Origin of the sequence: Rickettsia argasii T170-B (genome assembly GCF_000965185.1) — a bacterium.
GTDB classification, from domain to species: domain Bacteria; phylum Pseudomonadota; class Alphaproteobacteria; order Rickettsiales; family Rickettsiaceae; genus Rickettsia; species Rickettsia rickettsii.
Genome location: NZ_LAOQ01000003.1, coordinates 211717 through 226246, shown reverse-complemented (window position 1 = coordinate 226246; position 14530 = coordinate 211717). Strand labels below are relative to the sequence as shown.

The following is a 14530-nucleotide window of genomic DNA, read 5'->3' as shown; positions in this document are numbered from 1 at the left end:
GGTTATCTAGGATGTCAGGATACATACTATGTAGGTAATTTTAAAGGTATCGGTAAGGTTTATTCTCAGGTATTTATTGATAGCTATACTAGGGTAGCAGATGCTAAACTATATACTGATAAAACAGCTCTTACTGCTGCTGATATGCTGAATGACCGCGTGTTACCATGGTACGAGACCCAAGGAATACCAATACTTCGTATTCTTACAGACCGTGGGTCAGAATATAAGGGGAATATAGAGCATCATGCTTTTGAGTTATTTCTTAGCATAGAAGGTATAGAACATACTACAACTAAGGCATATTCTCCACAAACAAACGGTATGTGTGAGCGTTTTAATAAAACCATGAAACAAGAATTCTTTGATACAGCAATGCGGAAAAAGATTTATACAGATCTTGATGATCTACAATTAGATCTTGATATTTGGTTAGAGCATTTTAATAATGAAAGACCTCATTCCGGTAAATATTGTTATGGAAAAACTCCTATGCAAACTTTTAAGGATAGTAAGAAATTAGCTGTTGAAAAGAATAATGAAATCTTGTATCTTGATTACATATCTGACAGTCAAAACTTAACTGACAATCAAGTACAAAATTTATAGTGTCTGTAAGATCAAATCTTGACTTCTACAAATAATTTGCATAATGAATTTATAAAAAATATTACTAAAGATACTAAAAGAATTGAAGAAAGTAATAAACGTTTAGATAAGATAATAAATAAACTGGAAAAGGAAAACATTATTGATCATGAAGAGTTAAATCGTGAAATATTAACTCATGAAGAAATATTTAAACTAAATCAAGCGTATAAAGTATTACATAAAAACTATAAAAAAATAACTGAAGAACACAAACAAGCACATACAGAATTAAATGAATTAAATAAAACAATAACGAATTTATCACAACAATTACAAGAAAAAGGCTTAGCACCCCAAAAAGTTAAAGAATTAAAAGGAGAATTAGAATTTCACCAAGAAATGTTAAAAATACATAAGGCACATGTAGAGAAGATTGAAAATAGTAAAAAAATATTAGATCAAGAAATTATTAAACATGAAAAAGAACACAACATAAATAAAGATAAAATAAAGAAATTAGGAAGTAATATTAAAGAGCGTTATAAAAAAGAACCAGAAAAATATTTAGATGCATATGAAAAATATATAGTTCTAAAAAATCAGCATAAAGCAATTAAGACAGACGGCGTTATAAAGGATATAGATCATCATAATAAAGTAATAAATAAAATTAACGTGGATAAAACTAAATCTTTAGCTAATAAAATCAGAGGACAAACACAAGTAAAAGATACTAATACTAGGAGTTTATTTCCTGCTCGTACTCCTAATATTAAAGTTACAAATAATAAAACGAGAGGAATTTAACTAAATTAGTAATTATATGTCTAAATTTAAAAATTTAACTCCTGAACAAAAAAAAGCAGCTTTAGAAGCTGCAAAAGTACAATTTGAAGAGCAACAGCAAAAACATGACGCAATGTTTAAAGAAGCTATGCAAGCGAGTAGTCAAATCCACCAATATAATCAAGATTTAGGTAATTGTGTGGATAATGCTTCCAAAGATATCAAACTTGCCGGTAAAACTTCTAAATGCGGATGTGAAATAATATAACATTCTAAAAGCTGTAACTATATAGTTGCAGCTTTTGTATCATTTTGAATTAAGCTCGAAAGACCTATTGCCTGTATTTTTTCTGACAATTTAAAGCTAATCTCACCTGGAAATATTACATTAATTTGATCAAGTTTTAAATCTTCTAAAGATATTCGCATTGATTTTGTAATACTCGGTGTATTTGTATATTTAATTTCAAACCCCAAACGTTTTCCATTTTTAAAAATTAAAAGATCTATTTCCGCTCCATTATGAGATGACCAAAAATAACATTCTTCGGGTTCGGCTTTATAATATCTAATAATTTGTTCTAAGGCAAATCCTTCCCATGATGCACCCATTTTAGGATGAGTGCTTAAAGCTTCATAATTATTTAAGCCTAATAAAGCGTGATATATTCCACTATCTCTAAAAAAGATTTTTGGAGTCTTAACTTGTCTTTTTTTAAGGTTTTCATACAAAGGCTGCAAAATACGGATCATAAAAGTTCCCTCTAAAATATCTAAATAATGCTTTGCGGTATGATATGAGATAGATAAAGAATTTCCAAGTTCTGAAGCATTCAATATATTAGCGTGATAATGGCAAAGCATTAACCAAAACCTACGTAACTGCATATACGGAATTGTAAAACCTAAATTTGGTATATCTCTTTCTAAAAATGTTTTAATGTAATTCTGACGCCATAAAGCACTTAACTCTTCATCATCTGCAAGATATGATAAAGGAAATCCGCCGCGTATCCATAATTGCTGAGTACCTGACACTTCAGATAAGGTAAACGGTGTCATTTCAATATAACCTATTCTACCTGCTAGTGTTTCAGAACCTTGTTTAATTAAGTCTCTTGATGCACTGCCTAGTACTAAAAATTTAATATCAGTTTTATCAACAAGAACTCTTAAAATAGGGAATAGATTCGGTTTATACTGAATTTCAAATAATAACAGATCCTTTTAGATCAGACAAAGCAAGCATCGGTTCATTTAATCTTGCTAAATCTAAAGGATTTTCAAGATCAAAAATATTGATTTTAGGAATATTATAAGCTTCTACGAATTGTTTAGAAAGTGTAGTTTTTCCGCACTGCCTTGGTCCTAACAAGGCACAAACTTTATGAGTTTTAAAATGTTTTATTATTGATGAAAGGAATTGTTTTCTAAGCATTGAAATTAGTACCATGAAAATTAGAAACATAACTTCTAATTCTCAGTATAGAAAGAAACAACGACAAAGTCAAAACGCTTTGTCTCGTTCTGCAACTATAATCGCATGTATTTTTTTAAGCGTCCGGTCAAAGTCATCGTTAGTCACTACATAATCATACTCATTAGCATGTGATATTTCGTTTTGTGCCGACTGCATACGTAATTTTATTGCTTCTTCATTATCGGTCGCTCTATTTCTTAAGCGTTGTTCCAATACTTCAATATTAGGAGGCAATACAAATATAGCAACAACATTAGTAGCATTTTTCTTAATACTCCTTGCTCCTTGCCAATCAATATCAAACAAAACATCCAAGCCTTGATTTAATAACATTTCGACATATTCTTTAGGCGTACCGTAATAATTATCGTATATTTTAGCATATTCAAGGAATTTATTCTGCTTAACTAATTCTTCAAACTCTAGACCGGTCTTAAAGTAATAGTTTATGCCCTCTACTTCTCCTAAACGTGGTTTTCTTGTAGTTGCAGAAATAGATAAACGCAAATTATTATCTATTTTCAATAATGCTTTAGCTAAACTCGACTTACCTGTACCTGAAGGGGAAGATAAAATTATAATCAGTCCTTTAGAGTTCCTCGAAAGCTCTACTTCTAGAGGTAATTTAGACGTCGCTGCGGTACTACGTTCCATGTCTCCTTTAAATTCCTCTCTATAAGCGCATTTCTGAAGAACTCTTTTATTTTTTGTTGTCATATTTTATGTTTTATTTCGTAGGTACAGCATATTTCAGAAAGATTTAGACAAGATGAATTTAAATGCGCGCCTGCGAAAGCAGTAGGTAAACTACGTGAGTACAGGCGAGTCATGCAAAATTCGCTTGTATCAAGCTTTATGAATTATTCTGTACTTTTCTTTTTATTACCTCATCCATAGTACAATTAAAATATTTTGCTATTTTTAAAATAGTATCTATTTCAGGGTTGAATTCACGATTAGCTTCCGCTCTCATAATTCTGCTAATAGTCGTATAAGGGATATTAGTGACTTCGGCAAGATATTTACGATCTATCTTTTCTTGTTTTAATTTTTCTTCTAAAAATTCTTTTACTTTAGTAGCAAGTGCCATATTAATAACCTCTGAATAAATAAAGGATAGATATATACAAAGTGTGTCGAGTATTACCAGCCTTGTTACATGGATCGAAAAGCCTACTCAATGTCATTCCCGCGTAGGCAAAAATCTAGTAAAACCATATAAAAACAAGTTTTTATATGGTTATTTTATCAAATATATAACTTCTGTAGCAATATTAAAGTTATTTTGCTGAATTCCCACCTACACGGAAAAGCTTTGTTACTAGTATTTTTTATTGTTGTTTGGCCCCCGTGGTCAAGCCACAGGGTGACACACATGGGATTGTACCGGTCCATGCAACAATGCCTACGCGGTAATGACATAGAGTACAAAAAAAACAGAAATTACTCCTTAGGCAATAATACTTGTACAAATTCCGTTTTAGATAGATCAGCTGCTACGTTTACCATAACATCATGTTCCGTCACTTTAGACACATAGCCCACTAAAATACCTGCAGGATAAATATTACCGTATCCAGAGGTTACTATCTCCTCATCTTTCTGTACTAAATGATTGTTAGGCAAGTATAAAATTTTACTATTATTATTATTACCTGCTAAAATACCTTGTTCTCTTGAAGAATTAGCCTTAATAGGTATTCTAGAATTAACATCGCTAATTAACATTACTTTAGCATAATTATTACTCACTTCTATTACTTTTCCTACTAATTTGCCTGAATTAACAACGATTTGATCAGGTTCAATGCCTTGCTTTTTACCTGCAGAAATCAAAGCAGTTCTAGAAAAGGGATTAAAGGAAACACTCAGTAATTTAGTAGTAATATATTCAAATTCTTCTTCCTCAGCAATCGTTAACAAATCTTTTAATGCAATGTTTTCGGCTCTTACCAATTCTACTTCACTTTGTAAATGTTGTAATCTTGCTATCTCAAGTTTAAGTTCTATATTTTTTCGTTCTAAATCTTGAAAATAAACAAATTTTTGTGTTATTGAATTTATATATTCAAATATATCTTCATACACTGCTAAACCGGTTGATACTATACTACCGGTTACTTCAAGTGATATACTAGATATTTTTTTAGGTGTATTAAAAAATAAATATACAGACAATCCAAGCCCAAATATAACAAAAAAACGCTTAAGAGTATTTGATATTATGCTTATTAATTCTAATGAATTTGAAGAATTTTTTACTCTATTTGCAAGTATTGCCATTTTTAATCCTGTTTAAATAGTACATGTTTTAGCTTTGTAAAATCTTCAAGTACTTTTCCTGTTCCAAGTGCAACACAAGAGAGGGCATCATCTGCAACTATTACTGGCAATTTAGTGGCTTCACTAAGAACAAAATCAAGATTTCGTAATAATGAGCCGCCGCCTGTTAAAACAATTCCCTTATCAACTATATCTGAAGATAATTCAGGAGGTGTTGCTTCTAAGGCTACTTTGACCGCTTCAACAATTTGACTTACCGGTTCAATTAGACTATCAGCAATTTGTCTTTCGTTCAATATCATTTCTTTAGGAATACCGTAAATTAAATCACGTCCTTTAATTTCCATCTTTCTCGGCTCAGCATTTTCATCTACATAAGCCGTACCTATTTCTTGCTTTATCTTTTCGGCAGTAGCCTCACCTATCAATAGGTTATAGTGCCTTCTTATATATGAGATAATAGCTTCATCCATCTTATCACCGCCGACTCTTACCGACCTTGCATATACTATACCCCCTAGTGACAAAACTGCAACTTCGGTAGTGCCTCCTCCAATATCAACAATCATCGAACCGGTTGCTTCCGTTACTGGTAGCCCTGCTCCGATCGCTGCCGCCATAGGTTCTTCAATTAAATAGACATCCCTACCCCCTGCACTTTCTGCTGCTTCTTGGATAGCACGACGCTCAACCGGCGTAGAACCGGAAGGCACACAAATAACAATTGTCGGCCCAAAAAAAGAGCGACGATTATGTACCATTCTAATAAAATACTTTATCATTTCCTCTGCACCCTTAAAATCGGCAATAACACCATCTTTTAAAGGTCTTTTTGCTTCAATATCCGTAGGAGTACGCCCAAGCATCATTTTTGCTTCATGACCATAAGCATAAGGCACAAAAGCACCGTCTTTTTTTATTAATGCAATAACAGAAGGTTCCCTTAGAACAATTCCACAATTTTTTTTATAGACAATAGTATTTGCCGTACCAAGATCTATTGCCATACCGGAAGAAAACCCTTCCAAAAATTTCATTATCATTTTATTTTTTCTCTCTAAATTCTAAAAACACTTCTATAGAATAGTTAACAAAATAAACAGTCCCATAGTAAATAAAATTAATATAGACGAGGTTTAATTTGGAAAAGAGCGAGAAGCCTCGGAATTTTTGACCGCAGCGTAGAATACTACGTGAGGATCAACAATGAGAAGCGATGATGCCAATTTTTCAAATTAAACCTCGTCTATATTAAATTTCTTTATAATGTAACATAATAAAGTTACTAATAAAAAATATTAGCATACTAGGTAATAAAATAGCAGCAATTAAAGACAAATTATTATAAGTAAGTATTTTTAATAATATTTCTGATAACGAATATGCTATAAAACCTGAAAATAAACCTAATAGCAGTATTTTTTCTTGGGAATTATCACGCTGTTTAAGACTAATAAAACAACTTGCTAAAATTACGGTTGCCATCATCATTATAGGCTTAAATAATTGCTTGTAATAATAAATTTGATAATTAATAGCCGGTAAACCTGAATTTAATAATTCATTAATTAATTTAGGTAAAGCCCAAATAGAAACCATTTCGGGACGAATAAATTTATTTACTAAACTATTAATTGATAAATTTGTCTGCATAGTTAAATTATTGTAAGCCTTAGTTTCCTCTTTTGTGAAAACCTTAACTCTATTTAAATGTAACATTTTATTTTCAATAATACCGTATAATGCATCAATTCTCTTTAAAAAAGAATTATTATGATCAACAAATAAAATTGTAATATTATTTAATTTTTTCTCGGCAACATTAATAAATTGTGTTTGGATAATTTGAGTTTCATCATTTAAAGATTCAAAAAATAATAAGCCTGATTTAGATATTATACCCTCACTCAAGGCTTTTTTAGTTAGTTTTGCTTCTAATAACTCATATTTTTGTAAGCCTATAGTACCGATAGGATTCAATATAGTCGTAAAAACTATACCTAACATTAAAGTTACAATACATGGAATAACAAGCACTTGCCAAATATGAATACCGCTAGATAACATAGCCGTTAATTCATTATTTTTTGTTAGATTTCTAAGAAAAAATAACATAGCGGTAAAACTAATTAACGAAGATACTTGACCTAGTAAATAAGGAATCTTATATAAGATAAGTCTCCAAAAAAAACTAAAAGGAACATAAATATTTTTGAATTTTTGTAAAAGATCAAAAACATTTGAGATAATTAATAGCCCGATTAAAAGAAATAATATAATAAAAAAACACTTAGAATATAATTTAGTAAGATACCAAGAAAGTGTTTTTAGATTAATCATTATAAATTCATGCGAATTTAAATAAGCATTTGTGTGGTGGGGCTGGTAGGACTTGAACCTACGACCACACCGTTATGAGCGGCGTGCTCTAACCAACTGAGCTACAGCCCCTTTTCATTTGAAACTTATATAATTATTATGCAATTAAGTCTAGTAAAATTTTTATATTTTTGAGGTATCGCCTAAAAAACAGGGCAATATGGTTCAGTTTTTTCGTCATTGCGAGGAAATTACAAAGTAATTGACGAAGCAATCTCAGGAGTTTGTTGTGCTTTCATGAGATTGCCACGCAGCCTATGGCTTGTAATGAAGATTTGGTATCCACACATCAACGCTTTCGCAATAATAACATCAAATAAAAAAAGGCCGAGTAGTAAACTCGACCTTTTAGGATACTATAATTAGTAAATTCGGCAATTTTAGTGGTGTACAACTGTTACAGCTCTACGATTATAAGCAAAAGCTTCTTCAGTATTACCCATCATAGCAGGTCTATCTTTACCATAAGAGATTGTATTTAATCTGTTATGATCGATTCCTTTATGAGCTAAGAATTTTTTCGCTGCTGCTGCTCTTCTTTCACCTAAACCTAAATTATATTCTTTGGTACCTCTTTCATCGCAATGTCCTTCAACAGTAACTTTTACTTCAGGATGCTTTGATAACCAGCAAGCTTGTCTCTCTAGTTCTTCTTTAGCCTTTGGTGATAAAGCAGAGCTATCAAAAGCAAACCATACCGCATTTCCTGCATGCTTCTCGAAATCTTTCATTAATGAAGTTTCTTCACCTTGGTTCATATTACCGTCAAATTGTGGTGCTCTTTTTGTTGTAGTACACCCTGCAAGCACACATAATGCAAGAAAAGCTAATGTAATTTTTGTTTTCATAATTAAACTCCTTGAGATTATAATTTATTAATATTGAATTCATTTTAGCTAGCCATAAAACTAAACTAACCAAAAGCTATGTGAGTTAGTATATATCATTATTTTATTAGTTTAAAGGCTAAAATATTATAAAATGCAATTACTCATGTATATAATGTGGTAAAAATATCATTTTTATAATACAAGTATATACTTTGGATCAATAGATAGATGCAGTTTAATGGGGAAAAGAGGAATCGATTTTGAAGCTTATAACCGCAGCGTATATATAATATGTGAGGATTATAAGCAAATAAGTAGCGTTGCCAATTTTTCAAATAGACATCTTCAGAAACTCGCTTATAGAGAGGAATTTGAAGGAGATACGGCACGCAGAACCGCAGCGTACATAGAGGTACGTGAGGATTTGAGTACAGGATCAACGTACAAATTACCTCTAGCAGTAGAGTTTCCGAAGATGTCTAATAAAACTAGTATATTCACCATCTAATGAATGCACTACCCCAAGTAAGACCTGCACCGATAGCTGAAAATAGTAGAATATCACCTTTTTTTATTTTGCCTGATGCTTTGAGAGTACTCAAAGCAAGCGGAATAGAAGCAGCAGAGCAGTTAGCATGTTTGTCTACGATTTTCACTACTTTATGCTCTTCTATATTTAATAATTCAGCGAGTTTATTTATAATACGGATATTTGCTTGATGAGGTATAAAATAATCAATATCGCTTACACTGAATTGATTAGCATGCAGTAAATCTTTTATAGATTGTTGCATTTTTTCTATTGCATGACGAAATAATTTTTGCCCCTGCATAACTATTTTGCCACCAATACCGTTCATACTTACACCACCGTTTGTGTATAATATTTCATAATCAGCCCCGCTTGAGAAGATATTACTATCTATTAAACCGGAATCATCACTACTACGCTGTAATATTACGCTACCGGCCCCATCACCGAATAAAACGCAAGTAGTCCTATCATTCCAATCTAATAACGACGTCATTTTCTCGGCTCCTATAAGCAAAATAGTTTTATATTTATCTGATGAGATAAGAGAATTTGCTACTTGTAAACCATAAACAAAGCCGGCACATACTGCTTGTAAATCAAAAGACGGTATATTAGTTAAACCAAGATAACCTTGAAGCTTAGAGGCAACCGAAGGGAAGCTATTATCGGGAGTAGTAGTACATGTAATAATTAAATCAATATCATTTACCGATATCCCTGCATCTGCTATAGCTTTTTCAGCTGATTTTAAAGCAAGGTGGGAAGTATATTCTGTATCACCTGCTATATGACGCTGCGTAATACCTGTTCTTGTTCTAATCCATTCATCGTTAGTATCTACGAATTTTGCAAGCTCGTCATTACTAACTATTTTTGAAGGAAGATACCCGCCGCAACCAATAATTTTACAGGTCATAAATCTTTTAGGCTACTTCTTCAGTTTTAATTTTCTTTGTTACTACTGGACGATTATTATAAGTACCGTCGACTAAAGAAACGTGATGAGGAAGCTTATATTCACCGGTTTGCGAATCAACTATTACGTTAACTTTGCCAAGTGCTAAGTGTGAACGTCTCATGTTACGTCTTGATTTTGATGTTTTTTTCTTTGGAACTGCCATTATTAGCCTCTCTAAATATAAATTAAAAAGTATTTGTCAAATTAGTGAAGCAGTATATTATAATCTTGTAATAAAATCTAGATAAAATTAAACTTATGAAAATTGTTATAACATACATTTTTAGTATATTAGCCTTTTTTTCCTTAAGCGGCTGCAAAACTATCGAAAATAGAGGGCAATCCATAGATGATTCGGAACTTGTAAAATTAGAGTCTAAAAAACTAAATAAAACAGAAATCGTAGGGTTAATAGGTACGCCTACTATAGTACCGGAATATTCCCAAAATACCTGGTATTATGTTGAAAGAGTTATGTCTCAAAGAGCTTGGCTTAATCCAAAAGTTGAAAAGCAGAAGATAGTAAAAATTACGTTTGATGCTAGTAATTTTATGCAGGAAGTAGTAGTAATAGATGATTCTCATAGACAAGATATAGAAATAGTCCATGAATATACTAGGACATATGGAACGGAACTTAACGGACTACAAAAATTTGTTAAAAATTTAGGTAGATTCAATAAAACCACTGACGGAAATAAAAACAAAAGCAAAAATAAGAAAAAGAGATAAGTACCTTAATCATAATTGCAAGATGGCTTATCTGTGTAGATACCTAATCGTCATTGCGAGCCATAGGCTGTGTGGCAATCTCATGCAATAACAACAAACTCCTGAGATTGCTTCGTCAATTACTTACGTAATTTCCTTGCAATGACGATTTGATACTCACGCAGGCGTAACACCAACACCCATAAAACAAAAAACTATCTAATATGATTTCGATATTTAGTAAATTAAAACAAAGTTTATCTAAAACTTCTAATAAAATATCGGAAGGTATCGACAAAATATTTTACAAGAAAAAATTAGATGCAGAAACTCTAGAAGAGCTAGAAGAGCTACTTATCTCAAGTGATATGAGTGTTTTGGTAGTAACTAATATTATTGAAGAGTTTAAAAAGGTAAAATTTGACAAAGAAATAGATAGTGATACAGTAAAAGAAGCCCTTGCTAAATTAATAGAGCAGCAGCTATCAAAATCAGAAATTCCTTTTACTTTAAGCGAAAATAAATTAAACGTAATTTTAGTTTGCGGTGTTAACGGAGCAGGTAAAACCACGACTATAGGTAAGCTTGCTGCAATGTACTCAGCACAAGGGAAAAAAGTAGCAGTTGCAGCCTGCGATACTTTTAGAGCAGCTGCCGTAAATCAGCTAAGTACTTGGGCAGATAGAGCAAATGCACTACTTATTACCGGTGAAGAATCGGCTGACCCTGCGAGTGTTGCTTATCGCGGGATGGAAGAATCGATAAAACAAAATATCGATATACTTTTTATTGATACAGCAGGTAGGCTTCATAATAAGAAAAATTTGATGGATGAACTGTCTAAGATTGTAAAAGTTATAAAAAAACTAGACGAGAATGCCCCCACTCATAGCGTTTTAGTCGTTGATGCTATTACCGGACAAAATACTTATAACCAAGTAGAACATTTTAATGATGCTACTAATTTGACGGGGCTTATCGTGACTAAACTAGACGGCAGTGCTAAAGCGGGCGTCATTGTCGGAGTAGTACAAAAATTTAATTTACCCTTATACTTTATCGGTATAGGCGAGAAGATAGAGGACTTAAAAATATTTAACCAACATGATTTTGCTAGAAATCTATTGGGGTTGTGAGGTTTTGCTACGTCATTGCCCGCATGAATATTGAGTCATCATTGCGAGCAGCCGTAGGCTGCACGGCAATCTCATGAAGTAATAATAAACTCCTGAGATTGCTTCGTCAATTGCTATGCAATTTCCTCGCAATGACGATCTAATTAAAAATAAAATCATAAAATGACTCAAAAAAATACCTTATTGCTCATAGATGGATACGGATTTGTTTTTAGAGCCTATTATGCACAACAGCCTTTAACTTCACCAAAAGGCGAGCCTGTCGGTGCTCTTTACGGTTTTACTTCAATGCTGCTAAAATTACTGAGCGACTTTAAGCCTAAACATGTCGCTGTAGTATTTGATAGCGGCGGGCAAAATTTTCGCCATCAGATTTATCCCGACTATAAAGCTAACCGCCCTCCACCCCCTGAAGATTTAATTGTACAATTACCTTTAGTTCGTGATGTTGCAAGTAACTTAAATTTTCCTATTCTAGAGAAGAACGGTTATGAAGCCGATGACATTATCGCAACCTTTGCTACTAAAACTGCTGCACTTGGCGAACATGTAGTCATTATCTCTTCCGATAAAGATTTATTGCAGTTAATGACTGAAAACATCAAGATATATGATCCGTTAAAAGGGAAATATATTACGGAAGATGATGTGGTTAAAAAATTTGGCACTACTTCTGATAAATTACGTGAAGTAATGGCTTTAATCGGCGATAGATCGGATAATATTCCGGGTGTGCCATCTATTGGACCAAAAACTGCAAGTAGTCTTATAACGCAATTTGGTTCTGTAGAAAATATATTTAACTCTTTAGACCAAGTCTCAAGCGTAAAACAACGTGAAACTTTACAAAATTCAAGAGAAGCGGCGTTAATTTCATGGCAGTTAATAGGGCTTAATTCTAATGTTGATTTAGATTTTCAGCTAAATAATTTAGAATGGTCACCTCCAAATAGCGATAAATTAACAGGATTTTTACAGGAATACGGTTTTAGATCTTTATATACAAGAGTAGAAAATTTATTGGATATTAAAATTAATGATCACAAAGAGATAGCAGATAATAAAGTAACAGAAATAAAAGAAATTAATAATGCTAATGAGTTAGCAGACTTTGCTAAAGAAGCCACGAAAATAGGAATATTCGGGATATATTTATTACAGCATAAAGGAGCTAATCTTGCTTTTATTTTATCACTGCAAAACCAAAGCTATATTATTAAAATTTCAAATACTTCTCATGATCTATTTTCTTATAATACTAAAACTAATAACAACTGGTTTTCGGATATAATATTCAATTTACTAATCGATAAATCCATAAAAAAAATTACTTACTCTCTTAAACCTCTACTTAAATTTTATGCAAACCAATCTCATGACATTACGGCTATAGAAGATTTAGAATTAATGCAGTATGCGTTATCTGCCGGTTTATCACAGAAAAATTTATTTAAAGAAGTTTTGAAAGAAACTTGGATAGAAAATATAATTATCGAATCAGCAAAAATAGTAATAAACTTTATCGCACTTTATAAGCAAACTATATTGGAGCTTAAAGACAACAAAACCTTTAGACTTTATAGCAACATTGATTTACCTATTTGTTTTATTTTAGATAAAATGGAGAAAGTGGGTATTACAGTAGATGCTAATTACCTAAAACAATTATCCGCTGAATTTGGAACAGAAATTCTAAAACTTGAAGAAGAAATTTTTGCTCTTAGCGGAACTAAATTTAATATTGGTTCGCCCAAACAATTAGGAGAAATCTTGTTCGAAAAAATGCAATTACCTTTCGGTAAAGCTTCAGCTAAAGCAGGCTCTTACTCAACGGGAGCGGAAATACTAGAAAAACTTAGTGAGCATGGATATAATATTGCAGATTTGTTATTAAGATGGCGGCAACTGACAAAATTAAAGAATACCTACACCGATAGTTTGCCGAAACAGATAGATAATATAACACATAGGGTACATACGACATTTTTACAAACTTCTACCACTACAGGAAGACTTAGCTCACAGGAACCTAATCTACAAAATGTACCTATTCGCTCTAGTGAGGGGAATCAAATCAGACAAGCTTTTATTGCTGAAGAAGGTTATAAATTAATATCTGCCGATTATTCTCAAATTGAGCTTAGAATATTAAGCCATATCGCAAATATAGATGCACTAAAACAAGCATTTATCAATAAAGACGATATCCATACTCTAACTGCTTGTCAGATCTTTAACTTACAAAAACACAAACTAACTAGCGAACATAGGCGTAAAGCAAAAGCTATAAATTTTGGTATCATTTACGGTATAAGTGCTTTTGGGCTTGCTAAGCAATTAAACGTTACTAACGGCGAAGCATCCGAATATATCAAGAAATATTTTGCTGAATATAAAGGAGTGCAAGAATATATGGAGCAAACAAAAGCTTTTGCAAGTAGCAACGGCTATGTCACAAATTGCTTTGGCAGAAAATGTTTTGTACCTCTAATTCATGATAAAAAGCTTAAACAATTCGCAGAACGTGCGGCTATTAATGCTCCGATTCAAGGAACTAATGCCGATATAATTAAAATTGCTATGATCAATCTAGATCAAGAAATAGAAAAACGTAAACTTAAAACAAGATTAGTACTGCAAATTCATGATGAATTACTATTTGAAGCACCGATTGATGAAGTAGCAATTATAACACCTATTATTAAAACAATCATGGAAAATTCTACTAATATGGATGTACCGATTATAACCGAAATTAGAGCAGGTAATAACTGGATGGAAATTCATTGAAGGTGTATCATTCCTAGCTAAAGGCGGCGCTATTGCATGACTTGCTGTCAT

General features: G+C 32.3%; 13 protein-coding genes, 1 tRNA gene and 3 pseudogenes. 7 read left to right on the top strand and 10 right to left on the bottom strand.

The features are described from left to right. The 3 genes and pseudogenes from RAT170B_RS04980 to RAT170B_RS04970 form a co-directional block, all read left to right on the top strand. Positions 1 to 609, top strand: a pseudogene (locus RAT170B_RS04980) (IS481-like element ISRpe1 family transposase); the annotation flags it as partial. Between the two features lie 27 nt (positions 610 to 636). Then, positions 637 to 1398 (top strand): annotated as a pseudogene (locus tag RAT170B_RS04975) (hypothetical protein); the annotation flags it as partial. Positions 1399 to 1414: 16 nt separating this feature from the next. Beyond that, complete coding sequence (locus RAT170B_RS04970) at positions 1415 to 1645, top strand: hypothetical protein (protein ID WP_045805750.1); 231 nt, start codon at positions 1415 to 1417, stop codon at positions 1643 to 1645. A 17-nt stretch (positions 1646 to 1662) separates the two neighbouring features. Here the strand turns inward: RAT170B_RS04970 and RAT170B_RS04965 are convergent. The 8 genes and pseudogenes from RAT170B_RS04965 to pal all read right to left on the bottom strand — a co-directional run bounded on the left by RAT170B_RS04965 (position 1663) and on the right by pal (position 8367). Next, a pseudogene (locus RAT170B_RS04965) lies at positions 1663 to 2815 on the bottom strand (ATP-binding protein). Between the two features lie 69 nt (positions 2816 to 2884). Then, complete coding sequence (gmk, locus tag RAT170B_RS04960) at positions 2885 to 3574, bottom strand: guanylate kinase (protein ID WP_014014781.1); 690 nt, start codon at positions 3572 to 3574, stop codon at positions 2885 to 2887. 136 nt (positions 3575 to 3710) lie between these two features. Then, positions 3711 to 3947, bottom strand: a complete 237-nt coding sequence (locus tag RAT170B_RS04955) for a helix-turn-helix domain-containing protein (RefSeq protein WP_014014782.1) — start codon at positions 3945 to 3947, stop codon at positions 3711 to 3713. 353 nt (positions 3948 to 4300) lie between these two features. Beyond that, complete coding sequence (mreC, locus tag RAT170B_RS04950) at positions 4301 to 5140, bottom strand: rod shape-determining protein MreC (protein ID WP_014014783.1); 840 nt, start codon at positions 5138 to 5140, stop codon at positions 4301 to 4303. A gap of 2 nt (positions 5141 to 5142) precedes the next feature. After that, complete coding sequence (locus RAT170B_RS04945) at positions 5143 to 6183, bottom strand: rod shape-determining protein (protein ID WP_045805749.1); 1041 nt, start codon at positions 6181 to 6183, stop codon at positions 5143 to 5145. 208 nt (positions 6184 to 6391) lie between these two features. Further along, entirely contained in the window at positions 6392 to 7480 is a 1089-nt protein-coding gene (locus RAT170B_RS04940) for an LptF/LptG family permease (protein ID WP_010977765.1), read from the bottom strand. 34 nt (positions 7481 to 7514) lie between these two features. Continuing rightward, positions 7515 to 7591, bottom strand: a tRNA-Ile gene (locus tag RAT170B_RS04935). Between the two features lie 308 nt (positions 7592 to 7899). After that, positions 7900 to 8367, bottom strand: coding sequence for a peptidoglycan-associated lipoprotein Pal (gene pal / locus RAT170B_RS04930; RefSeq protein ID WP_014014784.1), 468 nt, complete (start codon positions 8365 to 8367; stop codon positions 7900 to 7902). Between the two features lie 220 nt (positions 8368 to 8587). Between pal and RAT170B_RS04925 the strand changes: the two genes are divergently transcribed. Then, entirely contained in the window at positions 8588 to 8857 is a 270-nt protein-coding gene (locus tag RAT170B_RS04925; protein ID WP_045805748.1) for a palindromic element RPE1 domain-containing protein, read from the top strand. Here RAT170B_RS04925 and RAT170B_RS04920 read toward each other — a convergent pair. Beyond that, positions 8847 to 9800, bottom strand: a complete 954-nt coding sequence (locus tag RAT170B_RS04920) for a beta-ketoacyl-ACP synthase III (RefSeq protein WP_014014786.1) — start codon at positions 9798 to 9800, stop codon at positions 8847 to 8849. The two genes, RAT170B_RS04925 and RAT170B_RS04920, sit on opposite strands and share 11 nt — an antisense overlap. 7 nt (positions 9801 to 9807) lie before the next feature. Next, entirely contained in the window at positions 9808 to 10005 is a 198-nt protein-coding gene (rpmF, locus tag RAT170B_RS04915) for a 50S ribosomal protein L32 (RefSeq protein ID WP_045805747.1), read from the bottom strand. A gap of 95 nt (positions 10006 to 10100) precedes the next feature. Here rpmF and RAT170B_RS04910 point away from each other — a divergent pair, with 95 nt between their 5' ends. The 3 genes from RAT170B_RS04910 to polA all read left to right on the top strand — a co-directional run bounded on the left by RAT170B_RS04910 (position 10101) and on the right by polA (position 14479). Further along, positions 10101 to 10574, top strand: a complete 474-nt coding sequence (locus tag RAT170B_RS04910; RefSeq protein WP_045805746.1) for an outer membrane protein assembly factor BamE — start codon at positions 10101 to 10103, stop codon at positions 10572 to 10574. A gap of 203 nt (positions 10575 to 10777) precedes the next feature. Continuing rightward, positions 10778 to 11689, top strand: coding sequence for a signal recognition particle-docking protein FtsY (gene ftsY / locus RAT170B_RS04905; protein WP_014014789.1), 912 nt, complete (start codon positions 10778 to 10780; stop codon positions 11687 to 11689). A gap of 162 nt (positions 11690 to 11851) precedes the next feature. Then, on the top strand, positions 11852 to 14479 hold the full coding sequence (polA, locus tag RAT170B_RS04900) for a DNA polymerase I (RefSeq protein ID WP_045805745.1): 2628 nt from the start codon (positions 11852 to 11854) through the stop codon (positions 14477 to 14479). Positions 14480 to 14530 lie beyond the last annotated feature (51 nt).

Excerpts from the sequence above, each read along its gene's own strand:
- RAT170B_RS04970 (WP_045805750.1), top strand. The coding sequence starts at position 1,415 with ATGTCTAAATTTAAAAATTTAACTCCTGAACAAAAAAAAGCAGCTTTA.
- gmk (WP_014014781.1), bottom strand. The coding sequence starts at position 3,574 with ATGACAACAAAAAATAAAAGAGTTCTTCAGAAATGCGCTTATAGAGAG.
- RAT170B_RS04955 (WP_014014782.1), bottom strand. The coding sequence starts at position 3,947 with ATGGCACTTGCTACTAAAGTAAAAGAATTTTTAGAAGAAAAATTAAAA.
- mreC (WP_014014783.1), bottom strand. The coding sequence starts at position 5,140 with ATGGCAATACTTGCAAATAGAGTAAAAAATTCTTCAAATTCATTAGAA.
- RAT170B_RS04945 (WP_045805749.1), bottom strand. The coding sequence starts at position 6,183 with ATGATAATGAAATTTTTGGAAGGGTTTTCTTCCGGTATGGCAATAGAT.
- RAT170B_RS04940 (WP_010977765.1), bottom strand. The coding sequence starts at position 7,480 with ATGATTAATCTAAAAACACTTTCTTGGTATCTTACTAAATTATATTCT.
- pal (WP_014014784.1), bottom strand. The coding sequence starts at position 8,367 with ATGAAAACAAAAATTACATTAGCTTTTCTTGCATTATGTGTGCTTGCA.
- RAT170B_RS04925 (WP_045805748.1), top strand. The coding sequence starts at position 8,588 with ATGGGGAAAAGAGGAATCGATTTTGAAGCTTATAACCGCAGCGTATAT.
- RAT170B_RS04920 (WP_014014786.1), bottom strand. The coding sequence starts at position 9,800 with ATGACCTGTAAAATTATTGGTTGCGGCGGGTATCTTCCTTCAAAAATA.
- rpmF (WP_045805747.1), bottom strand. The coding sequence starts at position 10,005 with ATGGCAGTTCCAAAGAAAAAAACATCAAAATCAAGACGTAACATGAGA.
- RAT170B_RS04910 (WP_045805746.1), top strand. The coding sequence starts at position 10,101 with ATGAAAATTGTTATAACATACATTTTTAGTATATTAGCCTTTTTTTCC.
- ftsY (WP_014014789.1), top strand. The coding sequence starts at position 10,778 with ATGATTTCGATATTTAGTAAATTAAAACAAAGTTTATCTAAAACTTCT.
- polA (WP_045805745.1), top strand. The coding sequence starts at position 11,852 with ATGACTCAAAAAAATACCTTATTGCTCATAGATGGATACGGATTTGTT.